This window comes from Phormidium sp. CCY1219, assembly GCF_055795085.1.
On sequence record NZ_JAYFEQ010000770.1, the window covers coordinates 1 to 460 of the forward strand.

1 protein-coding gene is annotated in these 460 nt (G+C 45.4%); it reads right to left on the minus strand.

Annotated elements, in window-relative coordinates; all coding sequences use genetic code 11:
* The coding region (locus AC0QH1_RS23330) for an IS607 family transposase (protein WP_442957359.1) at positions 1 to 382 on the minus strand (382 nt) is incomplete at its 3' end.
* Between the last annotated feature and the right edge of the window lie 78 nt (positions 383 to 460).

The window sequence follows — 460 nt, forward strand, 5'->3', positions numbered from 1 at the left end:
ACCTGACGAGTCGGTCTTTGTGGCAGACCACAATTTCTTTGACATCTCCTGACAGGACTTGTCCCAAAATGGATAAAAGCCCTTTTCGTTTGTAGTTGAGTCCCGATCCGATTTCTTTGACGAGTTTTCCGTCTGCAAACAAGGATTGCAAGTAGTCGGCTTGTCGTTCGAGGTCTGACCTTTGCTTATACGAACTGACTCTGGCGTAGAGGATTCTAATTCTTGTGTCGCCGCCTGGATTAATGACGGAATCAATGTCGTATCGTCGATGACCAGCGGGAGTTCTAATTGTGCGTATTTTTCCGTCCCTGTCCCAGTTTCGGAGTGTTTTTTCTGAGACCTGAAGGACTTGTGAAGCTTCCCTCGGTGTGGCATATCTCATAATGTGTTTTTTGCACTACTCAATACTCTACCACACGCCGTGAGGTATTTCCGGAATAATCTAGAATTTTCCAGTAAA